This is a genomic window from Vibrio sp. 2130-1, assembly GCF_033339515.1.
In genome coordinates this window covers 104,778-120,094 of sequence record NZ_JAWOUT010000007.1, presented here as the reverse complement: position 1 = coordinate 120,094, position 15,317 = coordinate 104,778, and the positions used below count along the sequence as shown (strand labels likewise).

Below are 15,317 nucleotides of genomic sequence, written 5' to 3'. Positions count from 1 at the left end.
CTATAGTGATCCCATCATCAAAACGAAGATTTTGTTTAAGGTAGAAACCATGATCGAACTTTATTTAGATACTGCTGATGTGGCAGAAGTAAAACGCTTTAACCAGTGCCTACCGCTAAAAGGCGTGACGACAAACCCAAGCATTTTGGCGAAGTCAAAACAGGGACTGAATGAAACCCTAGCAGGCATGCAAGAAGCACTTGGTGGTACACCTCGCTTTCACGCTCAAGTCGTGAGTTCAACCGTCGAAGGTATGGTGGCAGAAGCGCGCCAACTGAATGAATTGCCTTACGATATGGTGGTAAAAGTGCCAGCAACAGAAACCGGCTTAGCTGCAATTAAGCTAATGAAAAAAGAGGGAATTCAGGTTCTTGCTACCGCTATCTATTCAGCTCAACAGGGTTTCCTTGCGGCACTGTGCGGTGCAGACTACCTAGCACCTTACGTAAACCGCATCGATGCGATGAACGGCAACGGTGTTGAAGTGGTCGCGGATCTTCAATTGTTGCTCGATCAGAACCAACTACCAGCGAAGATTTTGGCAGCCAGCTTCAAGAACACTCAACAAGCGATGGAGGTGATGAAACTGGGCATCGAAGCCATTACATTACCAACCGATGTGGCGGCACAAATGTTCGCTCACCCAGCAGTAAAACCGGCGGTTGAACAGTTCGATAAAGACTGGAAAGAGACGTTCGGCGATAAACTTTCATTTGAAAGCTAATTAAAAGTAAGAACTCAATATCTTAGTCAATAGTAAGGGAATCTTAACTCACCCTGTGCGTCGGTGAGTTTAAGATTCCCTTTTGTATTTCATATAAAGAGGTGAGGTTTACAGCAGTTCTCTATTAGTCAGTGACCAAAGGTACACGCGCTTGAGTAAACTGATTTTGATCCTCTTACGAATACCTCGTTTGGAATGTCGACGTCGGTTTGGTGGCACAATGGCTTTCATCTCGGTTTTCATTTCTTTTCCATCCACCAACACAGTAGACCCCCGATGCAGTAAGCCAGCATATCTTTCCAACCAAATGTGGCGCCCAAAATTACAGCCAGAGGAGATGAAGATTCGATACCAAGCCAAACCGCGACCTGTAAAAATTGCCCTAACTCAACAGCAAACGCAATCAAAACCACCAGTGAAACCAGCCAGTTAACGGGCATGGAGAACAAGCTTGCAAGAAAGTAGTAGAGCCAAACCACAACCAGAACATCACCAAATGTCGGGCGAATAAAGTTGTCTCGAACATAGAGCGCAATAACGACCAATGTGATAAAACACACCAAGCTTTTGAGTCCATTTTCTGCAGAAAATCGCAGGTGGATAGCGGACGTCTCTTCCACCATATCGCTTGGCTGACCAGTGAGAGTTGCTCGTTTAACCATCTTCATGATTCGCCTTTGCACTTTCTTCTGCTTTCTTATTTCGTGCGTACCAGTCGATGTTGCGTGTAATGACCATAGTGAAGCTCAAAATCGTGAAACACAGTAATGTCCCCATCACCAATGCGTAGCTTTCTGCTTGTAGCAAGCCAAACAGTAATCCGTAGAGGGTAAGTAAACACGCTCCGAATATCGCGCCGTGTTTGGTGTTGCTCAACATACCGCTCACGTACACACTTAAAAGCCCCGTCGATGCGACTGCTGACACCACATATGCCCAGTTAAAGCCGAGGTGTTCACTCATCGAAATCAGCAATAGATAGAAAAGCGCTAAAGCCAGACCAATAAAGCCGTATTGCACTGGGTGCACCGGACGCGATTGGAACAGCTCCAGTAAGAAGAAACTCGCAAATACTAATGTGATAACCAACAGTGAATAGTTCACAGCTCGGTGGGATTTCAAATAGTGGTCCACGGGGTCAATCAAATCGACGCCCATTTGTCGCTGTTCAAGCTCGTGACAAGCGTGATTCGATGACAAACAGCTTTGGAACAGCTGCGCGATATTGGTTGAGAAGTTGTTGCTCGCCCATCGCGCGTTAAATCCATCTTCAGATACCTCTGATGACACCGGTAAGTAATCACCAATAAAGCTCGGATGTGCCCAAGTTGAAGAGAGTTCAACCGTTGTTTGACTGCCGATTGGTGTGACTTGAAGCTGTCCCATCCCTTGCAGTAAGAAGTTAAGATCGAATGCCAAAGGTTGTTCTGCGTTTAGGTCTGCAAGTGTCAGATCACTGTGGAAGCCTTGTGGTAACTGATTTAACCCCGTTCCCGGTGCGACTTCGATGGCAGAGCTCGCCATGGTCATGTCATCCAAACGAATCAATCCACGGCTGTCTTCAATGCCAACGACTAGGCTCATGTTTTCAATATCAAGCCCCTGCAATGCCGCGAGATCGTCTGCATCAAAAGCACCTTTCAGTGCCACTTGTGCTTTGTATAAACGCGCACGGTAAATGCCTCGGTACTTTTCAAAACTGTCTAGATTTGCGCTCATATCAAAAGTGCTAGGTAGGAGGAATTTATGACGCTCTTTAATCTGTACTTTGTCATCTCGGTAACTGGTTTCGGTGTAGTTAACCATGATGAATGGACCAATGATGCGCTGTTCGCCGCTGCTGCTGCGTGCGATGTCGTTTCTGACTTCATCTTGGCGATATGAGCGTTCTGAGATCAGTCCTGTGACCATTGAAAGCGGGATTTGCAGTAAGACAAACAAAAACAGCACGAAGGCGAACTTCGTACCGAGTTGGTTATTGAGGATCTTTTTCATATTTCATTCTCCATTTGCTGATGGAAGTAATCTAAATCAGCAATTTGGAGAACGAATGGAGCTAATGTGGAGTTTCTATGGAGTTGGTAAAATCAAGGTCACTTTCACACCAGAATCGACGTTTTCGACTTGCAACTTACCTTTGTGCAGCTTGGTCACTTGCTCAACAAAATTTAGCCCAAGCCCAGTACTCTTAACGCCATTTTCCCGAGCGAGGGAGTAGAAGCGCTCGGTCAAACGAGGCATGGCGTAGTCGGGAATGTGAGGACCTGAATTGAAAATCGACAGGCGCACTTTCTCTTTTGTGACCTCAGCTTTCCACTCAATGCGTCCCTCTAAATCAACAAAATCCAGCGCATTGTCCATCAGGTTAAAAACGGCTTGTTTCAGTAAGAAGGCATCACCAAGCACGGCTTGGTGGTCATCAATTTGGATGTTGGCAATCACCGACTTTGCACTCAAACGCGCATCCGCCGATTCAACCACTTCATTGACCATTTGTTTTAGCGAGATAGCTTCGACTTGTTCTAGCTCGGGGCGCTTTTCAAGACGAGCAAGTTCTAGCAACTTATCAATCAATGACTGCATGCGGTCGCTTTCTCGCTCAATGTTGCCAGCAAAGCGCGTGACCTTTTCTTCAGGCAATGGCATTTGCAATATTTCACTCGCGCCTTTAATCGCTGATAACGGACTTTTCAGCTCATGAGTCAGCGTCTGTACGTACTCTTCCACATATTGTTTGCCGTCGAGTTGGTTGCGCATTTTCTCCAATGCGTCGCTTAGCGTGCCGTACTCATAGAAGATACGAAATGTTGGCTTAGAGACCTTTTCACCCTCACCCATTTTGGTCGCGTAGTCTTCTAGCTTGTTCAGTGCCGAGTGAATTCGCCAAGCAAACAATGCCCCTGCCAATAGCACTAAACCACTCATCCACACCATCCAAAACAATACATTGCGTTTAGAAAGATCGATGAAGGGTTGTACTGAGCGATTAGATTTTGCCACCGTCACGCTGCCAATGATTTCGCCTTTGTGGTAGATGGGCGCAGCAACGTGCATGACGGTTGAAAGCGGATCTTTCGGGTCTTCGATGGTACTGCGCGCGCCGTATTGACCGCGCAACGTGAGATACACATCATTCCATTGTGAGTAGTCTTTGCCAACGTCTTGCTGCCAAGAATCCGCAATCACAATCCCTTGTTTATCGGTGATGTAAATTCGATGATTAATCGCTTTTTTGCCAATTTCCCAAATGCGCGCTTGAGGTTCTCGCTGCCCATAAGCCGCTAGCAGTTTGGAGAAGCGACTCTCAGACAACTTTCCGTTTGCAACGTCCTCTTCTGCCAATACCGCGAGCAAGTTCGCCATATCCACCAGCGTCTCTTCAGTGGTTTGACGCACGGTTGGCTTAAGTTCTTGGACAACGGTTTTGCTCACCATGTAAGCCGTCATTCCGACTAAGATGAAGTAGAGAAAAAACAGTCTGAGTCCAAGCGGGATCTTCGGCCAGCGATTCATCATTCACCTTTAATGCAGTAAAAGTAACCAAAGCCACGTTTGGTACAGATGCGTTCAGACATCTCAAACGGCTTCAACTTATGGCGAATGGCTTTGATGTGGGTATCGATATTGCGCTCGTATGCAGCCTCTGGCGCCATGCCTGCCGCGACCATGAGCTGCTCTCGGCTCAATACATTGGAAGAGACGGAAATCAGCTTATCGAGAATCTTAAATTCGACCGCAGTTAACCCAAGCATTTGCCCGCCAACACCGTAGTCAAAGTTTTGCGCAACCAAATCATGGCTCAATTGAGATTGTTCTGGAACAGCAACAGGCTCTGGTTTGTGCTCCATCATTGGCGCTTTAGCTTTGATTCGAAGTTTAATGCGCGCCAGCATTTCTCGCGGGCTAAATGGCTTAGTTACGTAATCATCTGCGCCAATCTCCAAGCCCACTACACGGTCAATTTCATCGCTTCTTGCGGTGAGAAAGATAATGGGAATATCAGAAAACTCACGGATGGTTTTGCACAATTCAAAACCATTGCCATCCGGTAAGCCTACGTCTAACACAAGTAACGATGCTGAGTTATGCTGCAAAAAGGCTAAGCCCTCTCCTGCTGTTGCAAACCACTCTGCGTGGTAGCCATCCATCTCTAATACATGAATCAGGTTCTCTGCGATAGCAGATTCATCCTCGATAATAAGGACGGTGGGTTGTTCGCTCAATGTCTTAGCCTCATTGACGGTGTTTATCTTTATGTTGGTATTATCACTTAATTTGGAGCCAAGGCTAGTGGATTGATGCAGCAAAGGCGCAGTTCGTGGATAATACTAATCAAACACACTTCTATTCAGCATAATAAATTTATCACTTAGATTAATGGGTCACCACAATTGTGAATACAATGATTTCAACCATTGATATGAACAGTGTTCATTTTAAACTCAAGTTATCAATTCGATTTTATTTAAAGGATAGTCACTGATGAAAAGAGCGCTAATCCCCCTGGCTTTACTGACTTTGCTCTCAGGTTGCGCCAGCATGTCTCCGGATGAGTGCAAAACGGCAAACTGGTACAACGTAGGTTATCAAGATGGCCGAGATGGCAACGATCCAAACATTATCAATAGCTATACCGAAGACTGTGGTGAAGCGGGTGTGACACCCGACCGAGCGAAATGGAAAGAAGGCTTTGATAAAGGCACTATCCAATATTGCTCACCAGACAATGGGTACACTGTCGGTATCGAAGGCAAAGAATATTACGGTGTATGCAGCAGCAAAGAGTTTATTGAGAACTACCAGTTAGGTCATCAAGAATATCAACGCCAGCAACGCATCCAACAAATCGATACTGAAATCTCGGTCATCGATAATCAGCTTGATGGCAATCCAGACAAAGATAATGCCAAGAGACTGAAAGAGAAGAGAAAGCGATTGGCTGACGAGCGTTCAAGCCTCTTGTCGCCAACCATCAACTTGAATCTGAATTTCTAAATCGATTGGATTTAGCTTCTAAAAATTCATGGCCCTAACTCAGTTCTAGGGTCATGAATTGACTGTTCGGATCGAGTTCGTAATCCCCGAACGGCTCGCAGTACACAAAGCCATGCTTTTCATACAACAGGCGCGCTGGTTTAAAAAACTCCATCGAGCCCGTTTCTAAACTCAAGCGCTGCAAACCTTTTTGCTTCGCTTGCTCAATCACATGAATCAATAATTGAGATGCCACACCTTGGTTTCTTGCCGTAGGCGTGGTGCGCATGGATTTCAGCTCCGCGTGTTGGTCATCCAACTCTTTAATCGCCGCACACCCAAGCAGTTGCTCACCTTTCCATCCGGTCCAAAATGTCACTTCTGGCGCTTTGAGCTTATCTAAATCTAACGCATGCACGCTTTCTGGTGGTGACGTGGCGTACATGTCCTGTAAATGTCCTTCCAACAGCGCTATCACTTGCGGCCGTTCTAAATTGTCGATTTCAATCCTCATCTTTCCATCCTTGGTTTTTCCTAGCTAAAGCGGCTGTCTCATAATGTGTTGCGGTCCAACGGGGCCTCCGTGGTAAAGCTCATTGGTATCTTCAAACCCTGATTTTAAATAGCACTGATAAGCGGGTATGTTGCGGCAATTCACTGTGAGATAAAGCGCATCAAACTCGGGATAATGGCGTTTGGCGAAATCGGCAAACTGTTGAATGGCTTGCTTGGCGATGCCTTTGCCTTGATGACGGTGATCCACCAGCAAAGCACGCACGCCTAAACTGTTTTTCGGGCAAAAATCGTATTTCTCGCTGTAAGCAGCATCAAATAGAAAAAAGCCAACCACGTCATCGTCCGCCAGAATCAGATGCGGAAGCTCTGTAGGTTCAAGACGCGTAAGCATTTCACCCACATCCGCGACCGTAAACTGCGATTGCTCTTCTAGCACGCTAAGTTCGCAAGTTTGTTCATGTCGCTCAGGCGAATACTTTTCAATGGTAATCATAATCTTCCTTGTTGTTTTTATGCTCAATTCATACAGGGTATGTCGTAAATAGAAATACCTAGTGTCGTATTTCCCACTCGCAGGCAAACGTTTAGCACTCTATTATCCTCGCCATTCGATAGAGAGGTTTCCATGTCCCGTTTTTTACTTTGTAGTTTTGCACTCGTTTTACTCTACCCTACTGCCATTGATTTGTATCTTGTTGGTTTGCCTCAAATTGCGTCAGATCTCAACGCCAGTGAATCTCAGTTGCATATTGCGTTTTCGATCTATTTAGCTGGCATGGCTACCACCATGTTATTCGCGGGGAAAATTGCAGACTCTGTGGGACGAAAGCCTGTTGCCGTCGTCGGCGCGATGATCTTCGTGCTCGCGTCTTTTCTCGGCGGGATGGCTGAGCAACCAAACACTTTCTTGATTGCTCGCTTTTGCCAAGGCATCGGGGCTGGATCTTGCTATGTCGTCGCATTCGCGATTTTACGCGACACGTTAGACGATGAACGCCGCGCGAAAGTATTGTCGATGCTCAATGGCATCACCTGTATCATTCCAGTGATCGCACCCGTGATTGGTCACTTGATTATGCTGAAATTTCCTTGGCCGAGTTTGTTTACCACAATGGCAGGAATGGGCATTCTCGTCAGTGTATTGGCCATTTTTGTTCTCAAGGAATCACTACCCAGCCAACAAGGTGAAGAACAGACAGCGCCAGAGAGCCATCAAGAGACTTTCTTCGAGCGATTTTTTATCAGTAGGCTGATCATTACTGCACTTGGAGTGACCACCATTCTGACTTTTGTTAACGCTTCACCAATTGTCGTGATGAGCATGCTTGGTTTTGATCGCGGTGGCTATTCTTCCATCATGGCTGGTACTGCGACGATCAGTATGTTGATTTCGTTCTCGGCACCATTGGTATTGGGGATTTTTAAACAGCGAACCTTAATGATAACCTCTCAAGTATTGCTCGTTTGTTCAGCCATCGTGCTCAGTGCAGCCCATTTCCATGATGGACAACCTTTTTACTATGTGTTCGGACTTGGGCTGATTTGCGCTGGCTTCGCTTGTGGCTTTGGCGTGGCCATGAGCCAAGCGCTCAGCCCATTCTCTCAACAAGCTGGCGTGGCGAGCTCAATACTGGGCATTGCTCAAGTTTGTAGTTCCGCGTTCTATATTTGGTTTATGGGTTTCATCGGCGTTAGTGCACTGAATATGTTGGTGTTTATCTTAGTGTTAGGTAGCGTAATCAGCCTTGCTCTAATACTATTGATTCCAAAGCCTGTTCACGATACCCATTATGAAGAAATCCCTAGCGCGACTTGATTTAAACTTACTGTTCACTCTGCAATTATTGTTGCAAGAGCAAAGCGTCTCGAAAGCCTCGAAAAAGCTGAACGTTACGCCCTCTACCGTAAGTAAGTCGCTCAACAAACTTCGTCATTGGTTCGATGATCCTTTGTTTGTCAAAACACCTAAAGGTCTTGCGCCAACGCCCTTGGCGCAAAGCATGGAGCAAGATCTTGCAGAATGGCTGCAAATTGGCAGCCAAATTGCAGAAAAACGCAGCGATATTACGCCTAAAGGAGTGCGTTTTGATATCACGATTGAGTCGCCATTAGTGCTCACAGTGCTGGACAGACTCATCGTCGCTATCCACCAGCGATACCCTGAAGCGAAAGTAAAAACCAGTAACTGGGATTACGATTCACTCGACGCCATCATTCGAGGCGAGGCGGATATCGGTTTTACCGGCCGAGAAAGTCACTCTAGATCGAAAGAGTCGTTGGATCTTCTGCCTTATTTCTTGGATTTTGAGATTCTATTTTATGACCTGCCGATGGTGTATTTGCATAAAGATCATCCGGCTTTACAGCAAGAGTGGAATCTCGAGACCTTTCTGAGCTACCAACACATCAATATTGTTTGGGAAAAAAGTGAAACTTGGGCGTTGGATGAAGTATTAACGGAACTAGGGCTACAGCGCTCTATCGGGCTGACGATGTCCAACTTTGAGCAATCCCTTTTTATGGCAGCGCAGCCGACGCATGGCATGATCACCACCGCGCCGCACTATTGCAAAAGTTACACAGAAAAGCTGCATCTCGATTTGGTGTGCTTGCCAATTCCGTTAGACCAAGCTCAACAAGACAAGTTACTGATTCCATTCACCATGATTTGGCATAAACGCAATGCGTACAACCCCAAATTGCTATGGTTGAAAAACACCATTAAGTCATTGTACAAACAACCTTCCCAACCACAGTAAGACTCAGGCTAAGGTCAGGTTTTCTCTGGTTATTTTTAATGACTTTCTTGCTCTGATAGCTATAACTAATCACTTTATCAACTAATAAAAATGTTCTTTTGGATCTACACTAGCTGTTCATTTACACGCTAAGGATCAAGGATGTCGACCTTCTTACTCACAGCTATTGCAATGCTGGCGTTCGCTGCCAATTCATTATTGTGCCGACTTGCCTTGGCAGAAGGGTTAATTGATGCAGGAAGCTTCACGCTCGTTCGATTGATATCTGGCGCGATTACCTTAATCGCAATGCTTGTCGTGAGAGGTCAGTGGAAAACCGATCGGCCAACTTCTCGCTTTCGCTTTTTTGCTGGCGTGGCGTTATTTGGTTACGCAGCCCTTTTCTCTTTCGCGTACTTACAACTGGCGACAGGAACTGGTGCTTTGCTTTTGTTTGGTGCCGTGCAACTTACGTTACTGGCAATCTATTGGTGGCAAGGTGAGCGCTTTCAGTTTCTCGAAATCATCGGTATCGGCCTTTCAATTGTTGGATTTGTTTGGTTGATGTTGCCATCTGCCACTCGCCCCGATATTAGCTCTGCACTTCTCATGTTGATTTCTGGCGTTTGTTGGGCTGCGTTTACTGCGCTCGGTAAACAAGCGCCTTCTCCAAGTAGTGGAATCACGTGGGGATTCATCGCAGCATCAATAATTGGCGTGCTCCTTTCGCCATTAATCTTGTCCTCAATCCAACTTTCTTTGAGCGGAGTGTTGCTCGCTATCGCATCTGGTGCCATTGCCTCTGGCCTTGGTTATACACTTTGGTACCAAGTCGTACGTAAGCTCTCTTTACTTCAAGCCGCCGTCAGCCAACTTTCCGTGCCAGCCATTGCTTTACTACTCGGCAGCATCGTACTCCACGAGCCTCTTTCACTGCATACTCTTTTAACCAGCGGCATCATTCTTGGTGGGATCGCTTTGGTTTTTTTATCTCGATCCAAAAAAACAAACGAACAATCGGCAAGCCGATAAAAAGTAATAACTTTCCCTCTCAAATACCCATTCATCATCTATGCTTTTTAAAGCAGTAAAGCTCATTGCAGATGGTACAAGTGGTCTGCTTTGGTACCAGGCGAAGAATATAAGGTGAGAATTGGCTCACACAATGCAGCGATTTTGTTTCAAAAGTGAGAATCATCACAGATCGCGAATTTGCTCGTTTTAGGCGTTTCACCAATAACGCCAAGGGCTAGCACGAGATCAAGCCAAATACGCACTTTGTGTTTTGACAAAGGGTTTACAAAGCACACTTTTTCACCCGCTATATTCCGCCCCCCGAATTTATTCAGAACAAGATTCTGATTATTCATATAAGAAATTCATCAACTTATAACGATAAGCCTGAGCAAACTTTGACACTATGAACGACAAAATAAAATTCGCTATTAAAGTATCGCTTAGCCTGACTCTGGCTTATCTGATCCCGTTTGCCATGGGTTGGCCGCAAGCATCGACGGCCGCAACTACTGTAATGCTGATTGCATCGACAGGCAGTCGTCGTGAATCACTCGCCAAAGGTACCTTACGCGTGTTAGGTACATTGGTTGGTGCCGTGGTTGGCTTGTTACTGGTGGGGTTGTTTGCTCAAGACCGCTTGCTGTACATGCTGAGCGTGTCGGTTGTGGTCTCATTCATTTTTTACTTCCGTAATGCCTATCAAAAAGATCCAACGCTACTCATGCTGACCGGCGTGATGACACTGATGATGTCCAATGGCGGTGACGCAGAAGGTGCGTTTCTTTATGGCGTTGACCGCGCCTACATGACGGTGTTTGGGGTGGTGGTTTACACACTCGTGGGGACTTTCTTATTCCCGACCAAAACAGAACAAAACCTAAGACAGCTCATCGAACAACTCAACCAAGCACAACGCGCGTTGTTCACCTCTATCTTGCAAAATTTCGAGCAAAAATCGGCAGGGCAAATCTCTCCTCAAGAAGGCGGAGAAGAAAATCCAGAAGCGGAAGAGCCACAACCTAGCGTGGACACTCTCATCGAACAGATGTTTGCCGCTCAAAATGCACTCGAACAGCGCTTTGCCACGGTCAGTGTGGAATGCAGCGACGTGTCGGCCTACATGAAAGAGTGGCGCTTGGCAGTTCATTTGAACAAGCAGGTAACGCAACAATTGACCGTCGCGGCGCACAGCCACTTTAGCCACCAGCAAGACCGTGAAAGCATCAGCAACTTTGATCAAGCCGTGGCGGAAATTGACGCGCTATTTGATACCTGCCAACAAGTCTGGGAAAAAAAAGAACCCGCTTATCGTGCTCAGGAATTCAAAGTCAAATACAACCAAGCGTTGCTAGAAGACGCAGCTCACCTAGAGAAAGGCTCTGCGCTTACGCTTGGTCACCTGTTGGAACTGATGCATCAAAACTTGTCGCGTTTAGCGGAGAGCATTAGCTGTATTGACTCTGTGACGAACAATGTCTCCTTTGACGTGCCACTGCCGAAACCGAAAGGCAAGTTTCTATGGTGGGACGCAGAAAACTTTAAAACCGCGGTCAAAACCTTTGTCACTTATTGGGTTGCTGGACTGATTTGGATTTATTTCAATCCACCAGGCGGCTACTCGTTCGTGGTCTTCTCGACCATGTTTATGTCTTTGCTGTCGTTCGTGCCTGTGCACCCAATTTTGTTGCTTGTGCTGTTCACTTTCGGCTTCTTGTTCGCGGTGCCTTCTTACGTCTTCATTCTTCCGCAATTGGATCTCGGGTTAGAACTTGGCCTGTTCATCTTTATCTACACCTTTATCGGTTTTTATCTGTTTAACGGGCCAGTGACGATTTTCTATATGATTGGCTTGTTTGTTCTCGGTTTAGACAACAACATGTTTTATCACTTCGGGATCCTCATGACGATCATGCTGTTGTTCTACATGGTGGTGTTCATGATTATTTTCGCGCACTACTTCCCGTTTAGCTCACGACCAGAACACCTCTTTTTGACCATAAAAGAACGCTACTTCCGACATACCCGAGAGCTGTTCACTACCTATCAACAGCAGTCTAGCTCGGTTATTACGCCGCCCAAACGGGCCTTACACTTGGTGACGCTCAATGTCTCATCGAAAAAGCTCAAAGTCTGGGGTTCGAAAATCAACCACAAACACTTTGATAAAACCACGCCAGAAGCGATTGGCGCGTTCAGCAAAGCGTGTGATGTACTCAGTAATCACATCAACATCTTAATGGCCGCCGAGAAAAAGTTGATGACCAATCCGCTGATTACTAAGCTTCGCCAACAGCACCGCGATTCCATCATTCCTTTGATGGCTGGCGCTTTAGCTAGCCATCAAGCAACACAAGAACTCGACTCCGTATTCGACCAATACAGTCAGGATTACCAAACATTCGAAGATAAACTGGAAGATTTTTTTAGTGAGTTGGATTTATCTGACTACGCTTATTCAGAGATAGCCGGTTTTTATATCTTGCTGAATTTAAAACGGAACGTGTTCGAAGCAATCAAGCATTGCAAGCAAACCTACGAGGATATCGATTGGGTGAACTTACAACAGAAGCGTTTTTAAAGGTGGGGATATGATGCTTCCAAAACTAACCAAACCAAGCCTCGCCATACTTTCTTTGCTCGGACTCAGTGCGTGTACCACGGTAGGACCAGATTATGTTCATCCAAAGCAGGCGCCACTGCCAAGTGACTGGTCGGTGCAAAAAGCAGCCAAAGATACGCAGCAATCAGAGCAACAGCTACAACAATGGTGGCAGCAATTTAATGACTCGACTCTTAATCAGCTGGTTGAGTTGGCGAGCAAACAAAACCTCGATTTAGAAGCCGCAGGGCTACGAATTGTACAAGCACGTTCATTGCTTGGTATTTCGACTGGCTTGCAATACCCACAAGTTCAAACCGTGTCAGGAAACCTAGCGCGTGCCTACGTAAATGATCAGGGCGTGAATAACGCCACTTTGTCGTTTGATGCTGCTTGGGAAATGGATGTTTGGGGCAAGTATGCTCGCGGTATTGAGTCGGCAGAAGCGGGTTACTACGCATCCATCGCATCGTATCACGACATCATGGTTACCATAACCGCCGAAGTGGCGCGCAATTACATCAACTATCGCACATTCCAAGAACGTATTTTGCTGTCTCGCCGCAATATCGAGATTCAAGAGCGTGTCGTACGTATTACTCAGGTGCAGTTCGACTCTGGCAACGTTACAGAATTGGACGTTCAACAAGCTAAAAACCAACTCTACACCACCAAAGCAGCGCTACCGAGCCTCGAAGTGGCAATGAAGCAATCACGTACTGTGTTGGCTTTGCTACTGGGTCTGTTACCAGAAGAAGTAGATGGACTGCTACAGTCGGATGGGATGCACAAGCAAATCGCTGAGTACGAAGCCCAGTTCAAATCAACGGGCAGAAAATCGGCGCTATCGGGCACCGACGAGCGCTCCATTGTGCCACGTCCACCGCTTTTGGATACGCAAGTGGATGCTAACTTAGTGATGCGACGTCCGGATTTGCAAGTCTCTGAGATGCAAGCTCGCGCGCAAAGTGCGCAGATTGGCGTGGCAGAAACCGCTCTGTACCCAAGCTTTTCGTTGTTCGGTTCCATCGGTATCGACAGTACGGTTCCCGATGGCAGCAGTTTCAGTTTTAGCGATTCGCTCACCATGGTGGTTGGCCCAACGTTCAGTTGGAACATTTTCCAATACGGACGCGTGAAAAATAACATTCGTTTCGAAGATGCTCGCTTCCAAGAAACGCTGACGAACTACAACAAAAAGGTACTGCAAGCCGTTAATGAAGTCACCAATGCAATCGAAGCATATGACCTGTATTTGCAGCAAAAAGATTTACGCTTGCAATCGGTCAACTCTTCCATTCGTGCGTTCAACATATCCATGACACAGTACGAAAACGGACAAATTTCATTCGAACGTCTGCTTAACTCGGTAGAAAAAATGACCCGCGCAGAAGACAGCTACGCAACGATCAAAGGTAATGTTGCGAACCAAGTTGTCGCGCTCTACAAAGCCCTCGGTGGAGGCTGGCAAACCCAAACAGGCAAACCTTTCATCAGTGAATCGATTGCCACGCAGATGACAGAGCGCACTGACTGGGGAAGTTATTTAAATGAAGAAAACCGCGTATTGCCGCCTTTGCGACTCGAAACTCCGGCTGAGACCAGTGATGAAAACAAAACGGAGGATCGGTAATGCCTCATGAACTCTCTTGGGGAGACGTTTACTTTTCTCCTACGCTACTCGTGCTCTTTCTAGCCGTCACGGCCACGTGGATAACGGTGATGATATTGAACAAGACACGTTTGTCTCGCTTCATCGCTTTTCCGTCTCTGACGTTTATTGCCATCATGGTCGGTTATGTGGTGGCCATCGACAGCTTTTATATTCAATTTTAGGTGCCAAACAAGATGAAAAAACTATTCGTAATCGCACTCAATCTTGTCATTCTTGGTGGCGCAGCTTGGCTCGGCTATCAAAAGTTTGAGGAATACTTTAATAACCCATGGACACGAGATGGGCAAGTGCGTGCTAACGTCATCAAAGTGGCTCCTCGCGTATCAGGCCCAATTGTAAATGTCGCGGTGCAAGACAACCAAGAAGTAAAAACGGGGGATTTACTGTTTGAAATCGACCCTGCGACTTACCAGGTTGCGTTATCTCAAGCCGAAGTAGCACTGGAGCGCTCCATTGTTAGCTCTCGCGGTAAAAAAATCGAATATGACCGCTTAAAAGACATTCGTGCCAAAGACCGTGGCGCAGTTTCTCATAAGGATCTGATTCGTCGTGAAATCGCTTACGAAGAATCGCTACTGCAAATCAAATCTGCAGAAGAACAACTAAAATCAGCACGCCTTAACCTCAGCTTTACCAAAGTTTATGCGACCGTCGATGGTTTTGTATCTAACCTCGATATTAGAAACGGTACGCAAGCGGTCGCAAACCAACCACTGCTCGCACTGATCGACAAAAACAGCTTTTGGGTATTTGGTTTCTTCCGTGAAAACCAACTTGCGCAAATCGAACCTGGCAGCCAAGCGCGTGTCACTTTGATGTCTCACCCAGACACGCCAATTGACGCGACGGTTGACTCGATTGGTTGGGGTATTGCGCCCAAAGACGGCACGGTCGGCTACAACCTTCTTCCAAACGTAAACCCTGTTTTTCAGTGGATTCGCCTAGCACAACGTATTCCGGTGCGAATCTCCCTACAAGAACTTCCTGAAGATGTTGATCTTCGATTCGGGCTTTCTGCGTCCATCATGGTGATGAAAGAGTCATCCGCAGACAGTGAACAATAACTAAGTGAGA

The 15,317-nt window shown here is 46.4% G+C and carries 16 protein-coding genes; 9 read left to right on the top strand and 7 right to left on the bottom strand.

Features of this window, described 5'->3' with window-relative positions:
• The first annotated feature begins 49 nt into the window (after positions 1 to 49).
• The gene (locus R7Q09_RS12600; protein WP_021707589.1) at positions 50 to 724 is read left to right on the top strand and encodes a fructose-6-phosphate aldolase; all 675 of its coding nucleotides are present in this window, start codon (positions 50 to 52) and stop codon (positions 722 to 724) included.
• A 108-nt stretch (positions 725 to 832) separates the two neighbouring features.
• Here R7Q09_RS12600 and R7Q09_RS12595 read toward each other — a convergent pair whose 3' ends face one another.
• From R7Q09_RS12595 to R7Q09_RS12575, 5 genes are all read right to left on the bottom strand, one after another.
• Complete coding sequence (locus R7Q09_RS12595) at positions 833 to 967, bottom strand: hypothetical protein (RefSeq protein WP_262643694.1); 135 nt, start codon at positions 965 to 967, stop codon at positions 833 to 835.
• On the bottom strand, positions 964 to 1,392 hold the full coding sequence (locus R7Q09_RS12590) for a DUF2809 domain-containing protein (protein ID WP_262643695.1): 429 nt from the start codon (positions 1,390 to 1,392) through the stop codon (positions 964 to 966). The genes R7Q09_RS12595 and R7Q09_RS12590 overlap by 4 nt, the downstream gene beginning before the upstream one ends.
• Positions 1,379 to 2,719 (bottom strand): cell envelope integrity protein CreD, encoded by a 1,341-nt coding sequence (gene creD / locus R7Q09_RS12585; protein ID WP_318070894.1) that lies wholly within the window; start codon positions 2,717 to 2,719, stop codon positions 1,379 to 1,381. Before creD ends, R7Q09_RS12590 begins: the two co-directional genes overlap by 14 nt.
• Before the next feature lie 75 nt (positions 2,720 to 2,794).
• The gene (gene creC, locus R7Q09_RS12580; RefSeq protein WP_262643720.1) at positions 2,795 to 4,237 is read right to left on the bottom strand and encodes a two-component system sensor histidine kinase CreC; all 1,443 of its coding nucleotides are present in this window, start codon (positions 4,235 to 4,237) and stop codon (positions 2,795 to 2,797) included.
• Entirely contained in the window at positions 4,237 to 4,947 is a 711-nt protein-coding gene (locus R7Q09_RS12575; protein WP_086047228.1) for a response regulator, read from the bottom strand. Before R7Q09_RS12575 ends, creC begins: the two co-directional genes overlap by 1 nt.
• 259 nt (positions 4,948 to 5,206) lie before the next feature.
• On the opposite strand from R7Q09_RS12575, the gene R7Q09_RS12570 reads away from it, so the two are divergent.
• On the top strand, positions 5,207 to 5,719 hold the full coding sequence (locus R7Q09_RS12570) for a DUF2799 domain-containing protein (RefSeq protein ID WP_005374970.1): 513 nt from the start codon (positions 5,207 to 5,209) through the stop codon (positions 5,717 to 5,719).
• 34 nt (positions 5,720 to 5,753) lie between these two features.
• Here R7Q09_RS12570 and R7Q09_RS12565 read toward each other — a convergent pair whose 3' ends face one another.
• Positions 5,754 to 6,212 carry a GNAT family N-acetyltransferase gene (locus R7Q09_RS12565; RefSeq protein ID WP_005386911.1) on the bottom strand — a complete coding sequence of 153 codons (459 nt, stop codon included), beginning with the start codon at positions 6,210 to 6,212 and terminating at the stop codon, positions 5,754 to 5,756.
• A gap of 24 nt (positions 6,213 to 6,236) precedes the next feature.
• Positions 6,237 to 6,707 (bottom strand): GNAT family N-acetyltransferase, encoded by a 471-nt coding sequence (locus tag R7Q09_RS12560; protein WP_005499894.1) that lies wholly within the window; start codon positions 6,705 to 6,707, stop codon positions 6,237 to 6,239.
• 132 nt (positions 6,708 to 6,839) lie between these two features.
• On the opposite strand from R7Q09_RS12560, the gene R7Q09_RS12555 reads away from it, so the two are divergent.
• The 7 genes from R7Q09_RS12555 (at position 6,840) to R7Q09_RS12525 (ending at position 15,307) form a co-directional block, all read left to right on the top strand.
• Positions 6,840 to 8,030, top strand: coding sequence for an MFS transporter (locus tag R7Q09_RS12555; protein WP_182038072.1), 1,191 nt, complete (start codon positions 6,840 to 6,842; stop codon positions 8,028 to 8,030).
• Positions 8,005 to 8,973, top strand: a complete 969-nt coding sequence (gene yidZ / locus R7Q09_RS12550; protein WP_318070895.1) for an HTH-type transcriptional regulator YidZ — start codon at positions 8,005 to 8,007, stop codon at positions 8,971 to 8,973. Before R7Q09_RS12555 ends, yidZ begins: the two co-directional genes overlap by 26 nt.
• Positions 8,974 to 9,114: 141 nt before the next feature.
• Entirely contained in the window at positions 9,115 to 9,984 is an 870-nt protein-coding gene (locus R7Q09_RS12545; protein ID WP_262606630.1) for a DMT family transporter, read from the top strand.
• Positions 9,985 to 10,372: 388 nt separating this feature from the next.
• On the top strand, positions 10,373 to 12,547 hold the full coding sequence (locus R7Q09_RS12540) for an FUSC family protein (protein WP_318070896.1): 2,175 nt from the start codon (positions 10,373 to 10,375) through the stop codon (positions 12,545 to 12,547).
• Positions 12,548 to 12,557: 10 nt separating this feature from the next.
• Positions 12,558 to 14,201, top strand: coding sequence for a TolC family protein (locus R7Q09_RS12535; protein ID WP_017820551.1), 1,644 nt, complete (start codon positions 12,558 to 12,560; stop codon positions 14,199 to 14,201).
• Positions 14,201 to 14,404, top strand: coding sequence for a DUF1656 domain-containing protein (locus tag R7Q09_RS12530; protein WP_005374946.1), 204 nt, complete (start codon positions 14,201 to 14,203; stop codon positions 14,402 to 14,404). The genes R7Q09_RS12535 and R7Q09_RS12530 overlap by 1 nt, the downstream gene beginning before the upstream one ends.
• Before the next feature lie 12 nt (positions 14,405 to 14,416).
• A complete protein-coding gene (locus tag R7Q09_RS12525) occupies positions 14,417 to 15,307 on the top strand; it encodes an HlyD family secretion protein (RefSeq protein WP_047102391.1) in 891 nt (296 codons plus the stop codon).
• Positions 15,308 to 15,317: the final 10 nt, after the last annotated feature.

Bases quoted from the DNA above. Each gene is read 5' to 3' on its own strand.
- R7Q09_RS12600 (WP_021707589.1), top strand. From the start codon at position 50: ATGATCGAACTTTATTTAGATACTGCTGATGTGGCAGAAGTAAAACGC.
- R7Q09_RS12595 (WP_262643694.1), bottom strand. From the start codon at position 967: ATGAAAACCGAGATGAAAGCCATTGTGCCACCAAACCGACGTCGACAT.
- R7Q09_RS12590 (WP_262643695.1), bottom strand. From the start codon at position 1,392: ATGAAGATGGTTAAACGAGCAACTCTCACTGGTCAGCCAAGCGATATG.
- creD (WP_318070894.1), bottom strand. From the start codon at position 2,719: ATGAAAAAGATCCTCAATAACCAACTCGGTACGAAGTTCGCCTTCGTG.
- creC (WP_262643720.1), bottom strand. From the start codon at position 4,237: ATGAATCGCTGGCCGAAGATCCCGCTTGGACTCAGACTGTTTTTTCTC.
- R7Q09_RS12570 (WP_005374970.1), top strand. From the start codon at position 5,207: ATGAAAAGAGCGCTAATCCCCCTGGCTTTACTGACTTTGCTCTCAGGT.
- R7Q09_RS12565 (WP_005386911.1), bottom strand. From the start codon at position 6,212: ATGAGGATTGAAATCGACAATTTAGAACGGCCGCAAGTGATAGCGCTG.
- R7Q09_RS12560 (WP_005499894.1), bottom strand. From the start codon at position 6,707: ATGATTACCATTGAAAAGTATTCGCCTGAGCGACATGAACAAACTTGC.
- R7Q09_RS12555 (WP_182038072.1), top strand. From the start codon at position 6,840: ATGTCCCGTTTTTTACTTTGTAGTTTTGCACTCGTTTTACTCTACCCT.
- yidZ (WP_318070895.1), top strand. From the start codon at position 8,005: ATGAAGAAATCCCTAGCGCGACTTGATTTAAACTTACTGTTCACTCTG.
- R7Q09_RS12545 (WP_262606630.1), top strand. From the start codon at position 9,115: ATGTCGACCTTCTTACTCACAGCTATTGCAATGCTGGCGTTCGCTGCC.
- R7Q09_RS12540 (WP_318070896.1), top strand. From the start codon at position 10,373: ATGAACGACAAAATAAAATTCGCTATTAAAGTATCGCTTAGCCTGACT.
- R7Q09_RS12535 (WP_017820551.1), top strand. From the start codon at position 12,558: ATGATGCTTCCAAAACTAACCAAACCAAGCCTCGCCATACTTTCTTTG.
- R7Q09_RS12530 (WP_005374946.1), top strand. From the start codon at position 14,201: ATGCCTCATGAACTCTCTTGGGGAGACGTTTACTTTTCTCCTACGCTA.
- R7Q09_RS12525 (WP_047102391.1), top strand. From the start codon at position 14,417: ATGAAAAAACTATTCGTAATCGCACTCAATCTTGTCATTCTTGGTGGC.